Genomic DNA, 15,044 nt, shown 5'->3' with positions numbered 1-15,044 from the left:
GCCCTATGCTGTATCGGTGGCTGATGACAGGTGTATGGTTGTTGCTGACCCTGATGGCGCTGCCGGCTCAGGCGACGTCGCAGGACTTGCCCGAGCAGGGCGACGTTCGTTTAGCCATCGATGTCTCCGGCAGCATGAAAAACAACGACCCCGATAACCTGCGTGCCAGCGGGGTTCGCCTGATGGTGGATCTGTTGCCCGATGATGTGCGTGCAGGGCTATGGACCTTTGGCCAGCATGTGGCCAACCCATTGGCCATGGGTGTCGTCAATGATCAGTGGCGCCAGCGTGCGCTGTCCGTGTTGCCTCAACTGACGCGCTATGAGCAGTTTACCGATCTCGAGTCGGCGCTCAATCTTGCCACCCAGGGAGTAACAGGGGATGGCAGGACGCATCTTATCGTGCTGACCGATGGCATGGTGGATGTCCCGGCCGTCAGCGACAAGACCGGCCGGGATCGCGCCTCGCGCGAGCGCATTATCAACACGCTGGCCCCGGATCTTGCCGGGCAAAACGTGGTCATCCACACCATCGCGTTATCTCGTAATGCCGATATTGACCTGATGCGATCCATTTCGCAGCAGACCGGCGGGCTGGCCTCGGTGGCGGAGGATTCTCAGGCGCTGCTGCGCTCCTTTCTTGATGTACTCGATCAGGTGGCACCACGTCAGCAATTGCCGCTGGCAGAGGGCCGGTTTCGGGTCGATGACCAGGTACGCGAATTTACGGCGCTGATCTTTCATGATCAGGGCGAGGGGCCGGTCACCCTGATCGGCCCGAATGGCGAGCGTTTGAGCATCGATGCCCCGGGCGGGGCGAGTCGCTGGCGTCATGATGATCGCTATGAGCTGATTACCGTGCCCGAACCCGCTTCCGGCCAGTGGCAGATCGAGGGGCCGGTCGGTGCCGGCTCGCGCATCCTGATCGATTCAGGCCTTCAGCTGCGCAGTGCCAGCATCCCGGCCACGCTGTATGCTCATATTGACCATCCCCTGGATGTCTGGCTGGAAGGCATGAGCGATCAGGGTAGTGACGTCGCGCAGCACCCAGCCGTCGATGCCGTATTACGCGGATCGCAGGGCGATATCACCAGTACCCGCCTGCAGCGCGAGTCAGACGGCCATTACCGTGGGCGCCTTGAACGTATTGATCAAACGGGTAATGCAGAGCTCGCACTCCAGGCACGTGGCGAGTCATTTGCGCGCCTGCTGACGCACAGTGTCAATGTGGTGCCGATTATTGATGCCACACTCTCCAAGGATCAGTCACGCATTACCCTGACCGCCGCCTGGCCTCGTCTGACGCGTGACAATACGCGTATCAGTGCGCAGCTGCAGGGAGAAACTCTCGAGGTCAGGCCGCTGGCAGCGGACCGCTGGCAGGTGACACTGCCCGACAACCTGCCTGATGAATCCGTTCCGGTTGATCTGAGCGCCACGGTAGGTCTGGATAATAGAATTCTCGAGATTCCGCTGCCGCCGGTGGTGCTCAACAGCGATGTCGCGACCCGGCTTTCCGGAGCCCGGCTTGATCGGGATGCGATCAGCGGCGAAAGGATGGCCTCTCCCGAAGAGGGCGATGAAGATCAGTCCTGGTCGCTGCAGCGTCTCTGGTCTCTGGCGCAGGAAAACTGGCCCGCGGCCAGAGCGCAGATCATGCACTGGTCGCAGGACCCTCGTGCCTGGGGAGTGGCCGCTGTACTGTTGCTGCTCTTTTTGATGCTTGCCTATCGACGGCGTCGCCTGCGACGTCAGCGTCCTCGACAGAGGAGAGACCCGAGTGTGTGAACTACTGGGCATGAACGCCAATCAGCCGGTCAGTACCGGTTTCAGCTGGCGTGGCTTCCGACATCGCGGAGGGGCCAACGGTCCGCACAGAGACGGGTTTGGTGTCGGATTTTACCGCCGCGATGGTTATCACGACTTTCATGACCTGAGACCGGCCGTGGAGTCTCCGCTGGCCACCCTGCTTGGCGATGACGAAATCCCGGCACTGAACATGCTGGGACATCTGCGTCAGGCCAACGAGGGCAGCGTTGACATTCGCAATACCTATCCCTTTACTCGTGAAGCAGGCGGCCAGCGCTGGAGCTATATCATGCAGGGGCAGCTCCATGGGTTTGAAGCGCTCAAGCTGTCCGGTAGATTCACGCCGATGGGCACCACCGATGGTGAGCATGCCTTTTGCTGGCTGATGGATCAGCTTGCGGATGCAGACAGCGAGGACTTCATGGCGGTATGTGAGCAGCTACGCCAGTGTGGTGATCAGCTGGCACAAATGGGCGTTTTCAACATGATGCTCAGTGATGGTCGGGTCCTCTATACCTACTGCAGCAAGAAGATGTGCTGGCTCACTCGTCGGGCTCCCTTTGCCACCGTGACCTCGCTGGACAGCGGTGAACATGTCGACCTGGCCAGCCGCTGCGACAGCACTACGGTCTACACCCTGCTGGCCACAACGCCTCTGACCAGCGAGTCGGGCTGGCAGGACATGCATCCCGGCGAGGCCATGGCCTTTTGCGATGGTGAGCGGTGTCATGTCAGCTCACTGCAAGCTGCTCTGGCCTGATACTTCAGGGTCTGCAAGCCCCTTGAATATCAAACGCCGCAGACACCTCCGGGTGTCTGCGGCGTTTCTGGCTATCCACGCCGCGTCTGTCAGCTCAGTTCTTCTTCGGTAAACATGCCTTCAAACAGCGCAGTCGAGAGATAGCGCTCGCCGCTGTCGGGCAAAATGACCGCAATGGCCTTGTCACGGTAGGCCGGGTCTTCTGCCAGACGCAGGGCGGCGACCATGGCAGCGCCGCAGGAGATACCCACCAGCATGCCTTCCTCGCTCATCAGGCGGCGCGCCATGGCCATGGCGTCTTCACTGGTGACGGCTTCGACCTGATCGATATAGTCCAGATCCAGGTTGGCCGGGATGAAGTTGGCGCCAATGCCCTGGATCTTGTGGCCGGCGGGTGTGATGTCCTCACCACGCAAACGCTGCCCGATGATCGGGGATTCTGCCGGCTCTACGGCGACGCTGTGTAGTGTCTTGCCTTTTGTCTTCTCGAAATAGCGCGAGATCCCGGTGATGGTGCCGCCAGTGCCGACGCCGGCCACCAGAACGTCCAAATCGCCGTCAGTGGCGTCCCACAGCTCGGGACCGGTGGTTTTTTCATGAATTTCAGGGTTGGCCGGATTTTCGAACTGGGAGGGCATGAAGTAGCGCTCGGGTTCTGCATCGCGCAGTTCGGTGGCACGCTCCACGGCGCCTTTCATGCCACGTGCGGGTTCGGTCAGCACCAGTTCGGCCCCCAGTGCCTTGAGCACTTTGCGACGTTCGATGCTCATCGACGCCGGCATGGTCAGCTTGACCTTGTAGCCACGGGCTGCGCCCACAAAGGCCAGTGCGATACCGGTGTTGCCCGAGGTGGGTTCGATGATCTCCATGCCCGGCTTTAAAACGCCCCGCTTTTCGGCGTCCCAGATCATGTTGGCACCGATACGGCACTTGACTGACAGCGCAGGATTGCGCGATTCGAGCTTGGCATAAACGCGAGGATGGTCGGTCAGATGTCGAACCCTGACCAGTGGTGTTTGTCCGATTGCCTGGGAGTTGTCTTCCAGAATATTGCTCATCGCGTGCTCCGTGTCAGTAAGCTGTCTGATAGAAACAGGGTAAAAATGCCTACGCCATTGTGCCGAGAGGTCGCGACCTTCGTCGAGCCCCGGGACTCCGCCTTGTTCACAGGCTTTCATGCTATTTTAGGGGTTTTCCATGAAACGATACCTGGCTGCAAGCGCCATGATGACCGGGAGACGGCATGAGCGAGAAGACAACGGCAATGCTTGAAGGGCCAGCGCTCGAAGGGGACGACGGCTACCGATCGATCCTTGATGTGTTTGAAAAGGCCTGCGCGCAGTATGCCCATCGCCCTGCCTTTACCTGCATGGACAGTACGCTGACCTATGCGCAAATGAAGACGCTGGTGGACCGTTTTGCGCACTGGATCATTGAGCAGACCGACATGTCGCCAGGTGATCGGCTGGCAATCGTGCTACCCAACCTTTTGCAGTATCCGGTAGCTGTTTTCGGAGCGCTAAAAGCGGGTCTGGTGATCGTCAATACCAACCCCTTGTACACGGCCGACGAGATGTATCACCAGTTCGCTGATGCCGGCGTCAGTGGTGTGGTGGTGTTTGCGCACATGGCCCACAAGCTTGAAGCCGTGCTCAAGCGTCTGCCGATTGCCCACGTCGTGGTCACCGAGGTGGCGGACCTGCACCCATTGCCGTCGCGTCTTAAATACAATCTCGGTGCACGCTACATTGCCCGTCAGGTGCCGCGCTACCATCTGCCCGATGCCGTCGGCATGCGGCAGATCCTCAAGCACAAGGGGCAGGTGGATGATAGTCGCTGGGGACGTGATGATGATCTTGCCATTCTTCAGTACACCGGTGGCACGACCGGCACGCCCAAGGGAGCGATGCTCTCGCATGCCAATCTGGTGGCCAACATGCGCCAGACCGGCGAAGTGCTGGGCAGTGCCGTCACACGGGGTCAGGAAACCATCATCGCGCCTCTGCCGGTTTATCATATCTATACGTTCACCGTGAACTGCATGTTCGGCTGTGAAACCGGCAGCCACAGCGTCATGATTCCCAATCCGAAGGATCTGGATGGTTTTGTCAAAACGCTTGGGAAACAGCCCTTCTCGGCCTTTATCGGTCTTAATACGCTGTTTGCCGCCCTGTGTCGGCGTGATGATTTCAGAAAGCTGGATTTCAGCCATTTAAAGCTCAGCGTCTCGGGCGGTATGGCGCTCAACACGACCACGGCCAATCGCTGGTATGAGGTGACAGGCTCTGCTGTGCTTGAGGGCTACGGCATGACCGAGACCTCACCGGTGGTATGTGTCAATCCGCCGGACCGGATTCAGCCGGGCGCCATCGGCCGGCCGGTCGCCGGCACGCTTTTGAAGGTGCTCGATGATAACGATCAGCCACTGGGCTACGACACGCCTGGTGAGCTTTGTGTACAGGGGCCGCAGGTCATGAAGGGCTACTGGAACCTTCCCGAGGAGACTGCTAAAACGCTCACCGAGGACGGCTGGGTTCGATCAGGTGATATCGCCGTGCTTCAGCAGGATGGTTTTGTACGGATCGTGGACCGCAAAAAGGACATGATCGTCAGTTCCGGGTTCAACGTTTATCCCAATGAAGTCGAGGATGTGCTTTTAAGGCACGAAGACATTCACGAGGTGGCGGTCATCGGTGTGCCGGACGAAGACTGCGGAGAGAGTGTGGTGGCGTTCATCGTGCCGCGAAATGGCGCAAATCTTGACGCGTCGGCGCTCAAGCAGTGGTGTCGACAGGAGTTGACCGGCTACAAGGTGCCCAGGCGCTTCGAGTTTCGCGATCAACTCCCGCGCAGCACTGTTGGCAAGGTCCTGCGCCGCATGCTGCGTGATGAACTGTCAGGCGAGCATCAGAACGCTTCCTGAGCGGTGGTGCGATTGGCCGCCAGGGCCTGATTGGCGCTACAATAATCCCTGTGTTTTTGAGTTGTTGAAACACCTTTCCATCGAGCGGTCATGGCCATGTCATGACCGTTGTCACTACCGCCTTGGCGGTTTCAAAAGTCCAGAGGGTACCTTGAGCGAGAACGTGACTGACTCCAGTGAGTCGGCGCAGCAGGCGCATGCATCACTGCGTCGCCGCCTTGATGACGTGCTGATCAGCGATGCCGTAACCCAGGGACAGCGTCTGGAGCGCCTGACCGGGCGCATTCGCCGCGGTCAGCCTGTCGACAGGGCGTTAAAGGATATCGATGCCCGGCTGACGCGCTCTGCAGCTCAGGTTCAGGGACGTCTTGGTCAGCCCGTGACGCTTGAATATCCTCCGGAGCTGCCGGTCTCCGAGCGTCATGACGATATTGTGAAGGCCATTCGCGATCATCAGGTCGTGGTGATAGCTGGCGAGACCGGTTCCGGCAAGACCACGCAGCTGCCCAAGATGTGTCTGGAACTTGGCCTGGGCGTTCGCGGATTGATCGGCCATACCCAGCCGCGCCGGCTGGCGGCTCGCAGCGTGGCACAGCGACTGGCGCAGGAAACGAACAGTGCGCTCGGTAGCGCCATTGGTTATCAGGTGCGCTTTACCGATCAGACCGATCCGACCACTCGGGTCAAGCTGATGACCGATGGGATCCTGCTGGCCGAAACCCAGCATGACCCGCAGCTTTTGCGCTATGACGCAATCATCATCGATGAGGCGCACGAACGCAGTCTCAATATCGATTTTTTGATGGGCTATCTCAAGCGGCTGCTGGCAGATCGCCCCGACCTCAAGGTCATCATTACCTCTGCCACCATCGATGTGGAGCGTTTTTCACGTCACTTTGGCCAGCATCACAACGATGGCTCCGTCACACCGGCGCCGGTCATCGAGGTATCCGGACGGACCTATCCAGTGGAAACGCATTATCGCCCGCTGGTGCGTGACGAGCGTGAAGAGGAAGATCAAACGCTGCAGGAAGGCATTGTGGCGGCCGTCGAGGAAATCGGACGTATCGAGCGTGAAAAGCGCTGGTACACCGGCCCGCGTGACGTCCTGATCTTTCTGCCCGGCGAGCGCGAGATTCGCGAAACGGCCGATACGCTACGCAAGCTTGAGCTGCGCGATACCGAAGTGCTGCCGCTGTATGCACGACTTTCCAATAGCGAGCAGAACCGGGTGTTTGCTCCGCACACGGGCCGACGTATTGTGCTGTCGACCAATGTGGCGGAAACGTCGCTGACCGTGCCCGGCATTCGCTATGTGATCGACCCGGGACTGGTGCGCATCAGCCGCTACAGCTATCGCGCCAAGGTACAGCGTCTGCCGATCGAGCCGATCAGTCAGGCCAGCGCCGATCAGCGTCGCGGGCGCTGTGGCCGTATCGCCGAAGGTGTCTGTATTCGCCTCTACAGCGAAGAGGACTACCTGTCGCGTTCGGCCTACACCGAGCCCGAGATTCAGCGCACCAATCTGGCGTCGGTCATTCTCTCCATGCTGTCGCTGGGGCTTGGCGATATCGGCAGATTCCCTTTCGTGGATGTGCCGGACAGCCGCTTTATCAAGGATGGCTTTCGTCTGCTCTTTGAACTGGGGGCTGTGGACGAGCGCCAGCATCTGACCAAAACCGGTCGGCAGCTGGCACGGTTGCCGATCGACCCGCGCCTGGCGCGCATGGTGCTGGCCGCCAGTGAGTTCGGCAGCCTTCGCGAAACGCTGATCGTGGTCAGTGCGCTCTCCATTCAGGACCCGAGGGAGCGGCCGGCCGAGAAACGCGAGGCGGCAGATCAAAAGCATCGTCAGTGGCTGGACAAGGACTCCGATTTCACCGCCTGGATCAATCTGTGGCAGGGCTTCGAAGCCAGCCGTGCCGAACTATCCGGCAATCAGCTGAGACGCTGGTGTCGCGACAACTACCTGAGCTATCTGCGCCTGCGCGAGTGGCACGATACCTATCGGCAGCTCAAGCAGCTCACCCGCGAGCTTTCGCTGGTCGAAAACGAGGGTGAGCCCGATATTGCTCGTCTCCATCAGGCACTGCTGACCGGGCTTTTGTCCAACCTGGGGCTACATGCCGGCTCCGACAAGGAGCCACGGGAATACCTGGGTGCGCGCAATCGCAAGTTCATGATTCATCCGGGCTCCGGGCTTGCCAAACGTACGCCCAAATGGATCATGGCGGGCGAAATGGTGGAGACAACACGCCTGTTTGCTCGACAGGTGGCGGCCATCCGACCGGAATGGATCGAGCCGCTCGCTGTACATCTGACCAAGCGAAGCTACAGCGAACCACACTGGGAAATGAAGCGAGCCCAGGTCGTGGCTTATGAGCAGGTCACGCTGTTCGGATTGCCAGTCGTTGCGCGCCGCAAGGTGCACTATGGCCCTATTGCGCCCGAGGAATCCCGGGAGCTGTTCATCCGTCATGCGCTGGTGGAAGGACAGTTTCAGACGAACGGTGCCTTTTTCGAGCACAACCGAGCGCTGATCGAGGAGGTCGAGGACCTCGAGGATCGCGCTCGTCGCCGCGATATTCTGGTGGATGAGCAGACGCTGTTCGAGTTTTATGAAGCGCGTCTTCCTGCCGATATCTATAACGGCAAGAGTTTCGAGCGCTGGCGGCGCCACGCCGAGCAGCAGGATGCCAATATCCTGTTTCTCGACATGGAGACCCTGCTGGCGCGTGAAGCCAGTGAGGTGACGGTCGAGCAGTATCCCGATACGCTCGAACTGAGCTATCAGGGCGGCGGGATTCGCTATCCGCTGTCCTATCACTTTGCGCCCAACGAGCCGGATGACGGCGTCACCATCACGGTACCGGCGTCCATGCTCTCCACCCTGCCGGGTGAGCGGCTGGAATGGCTGGTGCCGGGCCTTCGTCGTGACAAGGTCATTGCGCTGATGAAGTCGCTGCCCAAGCAGTATCGTCGCCAGGTGGTGCCGATTCCGGACTGGGCCGATGCCGCGCTGTCGGCATTGACGCCCGGCAACGTCTCGTTGACCTCGGCGCTGGCGGAGTTTCTACGTCAGAAAACGGGCATCCGACTGTCGGCCGATGAGTGGCGTCCGGAGCAGCTGCCGGCGCACCTGATCATGAACATCCGCGTGGTCAATCATGAAGGGCAGGTGCTGGGAGAGGGACGTGACCTGAATGCCCTGATCGAGCGTTTCGAGCAGGAGGCCGTGGCAGGGACGAAGGCCATGGCGGGGGATGCCCTGTCGCAGCAGGGACTGACGCAGTTCCCGTCCGGGGCGCTGCCGCAGTCTCATGTGCGTGACCAGGCCGGCATTCGTGTCGAGGCCTGGCCGGCGCTGGTGGACGAGGGGGGCACGCTGGGGGTGACGCTGTTTGATCATCCCGACAAGGCGTACGCGCAGCATCGCCACGGCATCAAGCGTCTGGCCATGCGCCGTCTGCCGGATCAGGTTCGTTTTCTGGCTCGCGATCTGCCCGGACTTGAGCGTTGTGTGCTGCTTTATGCCAATGTCGGCACCCGGCGGGATCTGGTGGATGATTTTATTGAGGCCGTGTTCCTGAAAGTATTTGCCTTCGATCCGTTACCGCGTGATCAGGCGGCCTTTGAAGCGCGCCTTGAAAGCGAGCGTTCGCAACTGCACGAGACGGCCGAGTCGCTGGTGGCGCTGCTGGAGCGCATTCTCAAGCGTCACCTTGAAGTCAGCAAGGCCCTCAAGGGCAGGGTGGCCTTTAACCTGGCGCTCAGCTTTAGTGATGTTCGTGCCCAGATGCAGCGGCTGGTTTATCCGGGCTTTATCAGCGCCGCGGGAGAGTGGCTGGTCCAGTATCCACGCTATATGGAGGCAGCGCAGATCCGGCTTGAAAAGGCGCCGCGCGAAGTACGGCGCGATCAGCTGGCTATGGAGGAGGTCAACGACTTCCAGCGCCGGCTCGAGGAAAGGCGCCGCAGGCAGGGGAGCAACGCGCTTCAGGAGCGGGCACTGGAAGATTTTGGATGGTGGCTGGAAGAGCTACGGGTCTCGCTTTTCGCCCAGCAGCTGGGGACGCTGGCGCCAGTGTCCACCAAGCGTCTGGAGCGTCAGTGGCAGGAGCTGACGGCTTCCTGACTCGTGACTGATGGCCGCTGGACTGTACAGTGGCCTGAAATCGGCTGACAATGCGGCGCTTGACTCCTTTGCGCGCTATTGAAAGGGCCGTGCAGGACGGAGGCCATCATGCAGGCGGTTGCCGCAGTAGAATGGAATGCAGTCGCGTCAGGCACTGCAGATAACAAGGGACAGGGTGAACGAATGAAAACATGGTCGAACATTGCCGCGGCAACCTTTACCTGTGTCACGCTGGCAGGGTGTGCCGGTGCGCAAACGCAGGACAGCAACCCCCAGGATCCCTGGGAAGGCTTTAACCGGGGCGTGTACTCCTTTAACGACACGCTGGATCGCTATGCGCTCAAGCCGGTCGCGCAGGGGTATGACTACATTACACCGACACCCGTGCAGGAGGGGGTGGGCAACTTCTTCTCCAACCTGGGGGAAGTCGGCAACTCCTTCAATAGCCTGCTGCAGTGGAAGCTGACCAACGCCGGCACCTCGATCGGGCGGCTTTTGATCAATACCACCCTGGGTCTGGGCGGCTTCCTTGATCCGGCAACCCGTATGGGAATCGATCAGCACGACGAAGACTTCGGTCAGACGCTGGCCACCTGGGGAGTCGGTTCAGGGCCCTACCTGGTGCTGCCGTTCCTCGGGCCGAGCACCGTACGCGATACGGCCGGTATGCCGGTGGACTGGTATACCGATCCGGTCACCTATATTGATGATGACGTGACACGCTGGAGCGTGCGGTTTATCGATCTGGTGCAGACGCGAGCCTCATTGCTGGATCAGGAAAAGCTGATTCAGGGGGACCGCTACTCGTTCATTCGTGATGCCTACCTGCAGCGCCGGGCGTTTTTGATCAATGACGGTCGGTCCGGCAAGGATCCCTTCGCCAGTGATGATCTTGAGTTCGATGACAGCGACTTTGCAGAATAAATTCTTCGAACGACCATGGCGGAAAAGCGTTCATGCCTGTCAATACGAATAGGGTAGCGCTTGTCGATCAGCCTGGAGCGCGTCGTGACGCGCTCTATCAGGCGTTGTCAGCGTGTGGCCGGTTTACGTTGCTGGCGGCTGACAACATCGATGCGCTGCCCGAAGGGCTTGATGGTCTGATCGTGCACGCTGATATCGTGCCGGCATCACAGTGGGCGTCGCTGGTGCAGCGCCTGCCCATTGTGGTCATCAGTCAGGAGCGCAACAGTCGAGCGCTGCTGGCGGCAGTCGAGGCCGGCGTTCTCGATTATGTGGTTGATCCGGTAGGACATGGGTTGCTTTTAACCCAGCTCATGCTCAGAGCGCTGGACTGTCGCCGTGTTCATGCCTCGGCGTTGCGTGATCGGGATCGTCTGGAACAGCTCAATGAACAGCTTCAGACGCATCTGAGCACGCTGCGTACCGATCTTCAGGCCGGCGGACAGATTCAGCGTCGGTTGCAGCCCATGCCGTGTGCCAGACTCAACGGCATCGAGGGCGATTACTGGATGGCGCCATCGCTCTATTTGTCGGGAGATTTTCTCGACTATCAGGCCCACGGTGATCGTTATGTCCTGTTCTGCTTTGCGGATGTGGCCGGACATGGTGCCTCGTCTGCCTTTGTCACGGTGCTGTTGAAGGCACTTTTTCAGCGCTGGCTATCGCGCTGGAATGCACGTCTGCCGGAAAATCTGCCGGCCAGATGGCTTGCTCGACTCAATCGGGAGCTTCTGGATACTGGTGTCGGCAAGCATGCGGCCATCGTGGTTGGTGTGATCGACTGCCAGACACGTACGCTGCACTATTCCCTGGGCGCGCAGATGCCCATGCCGATTCTGGCCACGAAAGGCAGCGTGCGTCAGCTCAAGGGGGAGGGGCCTGCTGTCGGACTGTTTCCCGACGTCGAGTATCCGACCTATCATTGTGAGCTGCCGGAGCATTTCAGACTCTGGCTCTGTTCGGATGGCGTTTTTGACTGTCTGGCAGGAAACAACCTTGAAGAGCGCCTTTCTGCACTGTGCGAGCATATCGGCAATGCAGGGAGCATCAGTGATCTGAAATCATCGCTGGCCCTGTCCGATGCATTACCGGATGACATTACCTTTCTTACCCTGAGCGGTTTCAATGATGGATGAAGGACGACTTCAGGCGGCTTTCGAAAAGGGCACCTTTGTGCTCAGGTTGACCGGAGATGTGCGCCTGACACTCTGTGCTACCCTGGACCAGCAGGTAGAGCCCCTGGCGGAGCTTCCGGGTCTTGAGCGTGTCATCATTGATCTGCGCCAGGTGATCAACATGGATTCCACGGCGCTTGGATTTCTGGCCAAGATTGCGCTCGCCGTTCGTCAGCGCATTCCGGGTCAGCCGCTGGTAGCGGTCGATCATCCCGATGTCAGGCGTATGCTTGATGTCATGGGATTTCAAAAATACGTTACCATCATCGATATGCCCTGGTCGGAGCCTTCTGATTTCAGCGATCTACCGGCGCTGGAAAGCAGTGAAGAAGAGCTGCGCGATCGAATTCTTGAGGCCCACCGTACACTGGCGGCGATGAGCGAACACAATCGCATCGAGTTTCAGCCGCTCATCGACCTGCTGGAATCCCAGCGAGAGCCCTGACCCCGAAAAAAACGTGTGCCCCGACGATCGTCGCACGCTCCCGGAGTCTGATCTGGAGTATGACTTGCCTATTATCGGAGCCAGGCGTCTGGCTTTGCTGGTGGCCGCCAATACGGCACTGGCCCCCTTTGCCATTGATGCCTACCTGCCTGCCATTCCTGCTCTTGCCCGGCACATTGATGCCAATATTCACCTGACCGAGCTCTCGATCAGTGTCTTTTTGCTTGGGATGGCGCTGGGGCAGCTGGTATTTGGCCCCCTGTCGGATCGCACTGGACGCAAACCGGTGCTTCTGGGCGGCATTATCACCTTTACGCTGTCCAGCCTATTGCTGACCCGAATCGATGCCTTCTGGCCGCTCATGATATTGCGATTTCTGCAGGCGCTTGGCGGTGGAGCCTGTGTGGTCAATTCCCCGGCTATCGTGCGGGACTGCTTCTCGGGGAGAGAGGCGGCGCGGGTGCTTTCAACGATGGTCATGATATTAATGCTGGCGCCGCTGGTGGCGCCTACGGTTGGAAGCGTGCTGCTGACACTGGTTGACTGGTGGGCCATCTTCCTGTTTCTGGCCCTGTATGGCGCGGCGCTGTTGTATTTGATCATCACTTATCTGCCTGAAACCCGAACGCCTGACAAGCGCTCGCCTCATGGCACAGGCCAGGTTCTGCGCAACTATGCGCTGGTGCTCAAGCATCGCGAAGCCATGGGCTATATCGCCGCTGTCTCCCTGTCCTTTGCGGGCCTGTTCTGTTTTATTAACAACTCTCCATATGTCTATATGGAATATTACGGCGTCTCCAGTCAGCTTTACCCGTTCCTCTTTGGGGCCAATATTGTGATCATGGCGCTTTCCAACCGCCTGAATATAAGGCTTCTGTCGCGCTATTCACCTCAGCAGCTTTTGAGGCTGGGGCTTGGCATTCAGCTGACGGCGGGGATATTGATTGTTGCATCGGTGCTCGCGGGTCTAGATGCGCTATGGTGGATGGTAGTACTGATCATGTTTTTCGTCGGCGTGAACGGGCTGATTTCACCCAATGCCGTCTCCTCCATGCTGGATCATTTTCCCCACATGAGTGCGACCGCCAATGCCGTACTGGGTAGTCTGCAGTTTACGGCCGGCGGTCTGGCAGGCGCGCTGGTCAGCGGGCTCCAGATAGAGAGTATCTGGCCGATGGTATTGGGTATGGTGAGTGCAAGCCTTTGCGCCAATACGCTTTTGCGTGTCCTGACGCCGTCTGTTCGTGCAAGGGAAAAGACATTGTGAAACACGCGCCGCGTGGCGGGTGCATGTCGTTGCAGTGTCTGACATTGATATTCAAGAGGCTGACATGAAAAGCGACCCTGAGCAGGATCAGCACCATTTTCCCTACCACCTGATACTCACCTTTGCCTCGCTGGTCATCATCGTGACCGGCCTCAAGCTGGGCGCGGGGTTATTTATCCCGGTGCTGCTGTCGCTGTTTGTTGCCATTTTATGTTCACGTCCCGTTAAATGGCTTCATGGGCGAGGCATGAGCGTCAACCTGTCGATTCTTTGTGTCCTGTTTGTCGTGACGCTGGTCAGTTCGCTCATGATCTGGCTGGTGATGGCGCGACTGGGGGATCTGGTCAATCAACTTCCCGCCATGGAGCAGGCGCTCGGTGAGCACTATACCGGGCTGGTACAGTGGTTTGATGCACTTGGTCTGCCAATAGATGCCAAGGCGATTCAGAAGGCGCTTGACCCGGCAATGTTGATGGACTCTCTGCCTTCGCTTCTGGGCGGCATCGGCAATTTCATTACTCAATTCGGCATCATTATCATTCTGATCGTTTTTATCCTGTATGAGACGCTGGATTTTCCCTACAAGCTTTCTCAGGCCATCAGGCAGCCCCATGGAAGTCTTGAGCGGTTTACCCAGTTTTCCAGAACGCTTCAGCGTTATCTGCTGGTCAAAACGGTCATCAGCGCCATCACCGGAGGGTTAATTGCGACCTGCTGTCTGATTTTGCAGGTTGAGTTTGCATTGCTGTGGGGGGTGCTGGGCTTTTTCCTGAATTTCATTCCCAACATTGGCTCGATCATCGCAGCCGTACCGGCAGTGCTTCTGACCCTGATCGTGCCGGAAGGCGGGGTCGTCAAGGCCGCCATCCTCAGTGGCGCCTATGTCACGATCAATTTTGTACTGGGTAATCTCATCGAACCCCGCATCATGGGGCAGACGCTTGGAATGTCGACGCTGGCTGCCTTCATGTCACTGGTCTTCTGGGGCTGGCTGTTCGGCCCGGTGGGGCTTTTTTTGTCAGTGCCTCTGACCATGTCGCTCAAGATTCTGCTCGACAGTCATCCGGATACACGCTGGATTTCAATTCTGCTGGGACCCAACCGGGAGCGACGGCGGCGGGCACGAGAGGGTATGCCCACGGAAGATTGAGCAATAGTGCCTTGTCATAACAAACAAACGTAAAAAAACGCTCCCATGGGAGCGTTTTTGATGGATCAAGCGCGCTGGTATCAGGCGTTTTGATCGATGAACTGCACCAGCTGAGTCTTGGACTGTGCGCCAACCAGCGAGGCAACCTTGGCACCATCCTTGAACATCATGACGGTCGGAACACCGCGAACGCCCTGTTCAGCGGCGATGCCCTGAGCATCGTCAACATTGATGCTGACCACCTTGAGTTCGCCGGACTTCTCTTCGGCAACCTCATCGACCACCGGGGCCATCATCTTGCAGGGACCGCACCAGGGAGCCCAGAACTTGAGCAGTACAGGCTTGTCAGCCTGCATGACTTCCTGGTCGAAATTGGCGCTGGTAACGTCAACATTGTTAGCCATGATTTACTCCAGTG

The 15,044-nt window shown here is 58.8% G+C and carries 11 protein-coding genes; 9 read left to right on the top strand and 2 right to left on the bottom strand.

What is annotated here, in order from left to right; translation table 11 throughout:
* Positions 1-5: 5 nt before the first annotated feature.
* Positions 6-1,787: a VWA domain-containing protein gene (locus B9G99_RS00640; RefSeq protein ID WP_086620290.1), complete on the top strand. Its 1,782-nt coding sequence runs from the start codon at positions 6-8 to the stop codon at positions 1,785-1,787.
* On the top strand, positions 1,780-2,568 hold the full coding sequence (locus tag B9G99_RS00635) for a class II glutamine amidotransferase (protein WP_086620289.1): 789 nt from the start codon (positions 1,780-1,782) through the stop codon (positions 2,566-2,568). Before B9G99_RS00640 ends, B9G99_RS00635 begins: the two co-directional genes overlap by 8 nt.
* Positions 2,569-2,657: 89 nt before the next feature.
* Here B9G99_RS00635 and cysK read toward each other — a convergent pair whose 3' ends face one another.
* Positions 2,658-3,626, bottom strand: coding sequence for a cysteine synthase A (gene cysK, locus B9G99_RS00630; RefSeq protein WP_086620288.1), 969 nt, complete (start codon positions 3,624-3,626; stop codon positions 2,658-2,660).
* A 185-nt stretch (positions 3,627-3,811) separates the two neighbouring features.
* Between cysK and B9G99_RS00625 the strand changes: the two genes are divergently transcribed.
* The 7 genes from B9G99_RS00625 to B9G99_RS00595 all read left to right on the top strand — a co-directional run bounded on the left by B9G99_RS00625 (position 3,812) and on the right by B9G99_RS00595 (position 14,626).
* Positions 3,812-5,491: an AMP-binding protein gene (locus B9G99_RS00625; RefSeq protein WP_086620287.1), complete on the top strand. Its 1,680-nt coding sequence runs from the start codon at positions 3,812-3,814 to the stop codon at positions 5,489-5,491.
* A gap of 163 nt (positions 5,492-5,654) precedes the next feature.
* The gene (gene hrpA / locus B9G99_RS00620) at positions 5,655-9,626 is read left to right on the top strand and encodes an ATP-dependent RNA helicase HrpA (RefSeq protein ID WP_227875861.1); all 3,972 of its coding nucleotides are present in this window, start codon (positions 5,655-5,657) and stop codon (positions 9,624-9,626) included.
* A gap of 183 nt (positions 9,627-9,809) precedes the next feature.
* The gene (locus B9G99_RS00615) at positions 9,810-10,550 is read left to right on the top strand and encodes an MlaA family lipoprotein (protein WP_086620285.1); all 741 of its coding nucleotides are present in this window, start codon (positions 9,810-9,812) and stop codon (positions 10,548-10,550) included.
* Between the two features lie 32 nt (positions 10,551-10,582).
* Positions 10,583-11,725 (top strand): PP2C family protein-serine/threonine phosphatase, encoded by a 1,143-nt coding sequence (locus B9G99_RS00610; protein ID WP_086620284.1) that lies wholly within the window; start codon positions 10,583-10,585, stop codon positions 11,723-11,725.
* Entirely contained in the window at positions 11,718-12,209 is a 492-nt protein-coding gene (locus B9G99_RS00605; protein WP_086623197.1) for an STAS domain-containing protein, read from the top strand. The genes B9G99_RS00610 and B9G99_RS00605 overlap by 8 nt, the downstream gene beginning before the upstream one ends.
* Before the next feature lie 64 nt (positions 12,210-12,273).
* Complete coding sequence (locus tag B9G99_RS00600; protein WP_086620283.1) at positions 12,274-13,476, top strand: Bcr/CflA family multidrug efflux MFS transporter; 1,203 nt, start codon at positions 12,274-12,276, stop codon at positions 13,474-13,476.
* Between the two features lie 64 nt (positions 13,477-13,540).
* Positions 13,541-14,626: an AI-2E family transporter gene (locus B9G99_RS00595; protein WP_086620282.1), complete on the top strand. Its 1,086-nt coding sequence runs from the start codon at positions 13,541-13,543 to the stop codon at positions 14,624-14,626.
* An 80-nt stretch (positions 14,627-14,706) separates the two neighbouring features.
* Here the strand turns inward: B9G99_RS00595 and trxA are convergent, their stop codons facing one another.
* The gene (gene trxA, locus B9G99_RS00590; protein WP_086620281.1) at positions 14,707-15,030 is read right to left on the bottom strand and encodes a thioredoxin; all 324 of its coding nucleotides are present in this window, start codon (positions 15,028-15,030) and stop codon (positions 14,707-14,709) included.
* Positions 15,031-15,044 lie beyond the last annotated feature (14 nt).

It is taken from the genome of Kushneria konosiri (assembly GCF_002155145.1).
GTDB lineage: Bacteria > Pseudomonadota > Gammaproteobacteria > Pseudomonadales > Halomonadaceae > Kushneria > Kushneria konosiri.
The sequence above is the reverse complement of the archived record's forward strand: the minus strand, read 5'-3'. Positions and strand labels throughout refer to the sequence as shown.